The sequence below is a fragment of the Methanolobus halotolerans genome (assembly GCF_004745425.1).
Taxonomy (GTDB): domain Archaea; phylum Halobacteriota; class Methanosarcinia; order Methanosarcinales; family Methanosarcinaceae; genus Methanolobus; species Methanolobus halotolerans.
Window position 1 is genome coordinate 1 of record NZ_PGGK01000039.1, and the last position, 365, is coordinate 365.

1 pseudogene is annotated in these 365 nt (G+C 43.6%); it reads right to left on the reverse strand.

From position 1 onward, the window contains the following. Positions 1-80: 80 nt before the first annotated feature. A pseudogene (locus CUN85_RS13130) lies at positions 81-365 on the reverse strand (hypothetical protein); the annotation flags it as partial.

Here is a 365-nt window from a genome sequence, read left to right on the forward strand (position 1 = left end):
CACCCCGGAATATTTTTTCAGTCATGATACTTCTGATCTCACCGATATCGAACCCCCTGAACAGCAGTTCGAGTTCTTTCTCAGTGAAATAATGATAGATTATACCGCCTTTCCGCAGGAAAGGCGGTATAATCTATCATTATTTCACTGAGAAAGAACTCGAACTGCTGTTCAGGGGGTTCGATATCGGTGAGATCAGAAGTATCATGACTGAAAAAATATTCCGGGGTGAGCGGTACACCCCGGAATATTTTTTCAGTCATGATACTTCTGATCTCACCGATATCGAACCCCCTGAACAGCAGTTCGAGTTCTTTCTCAGTGAAATAATGATAGATTATACCGCCTTTCCGCAGGAAAGGCGG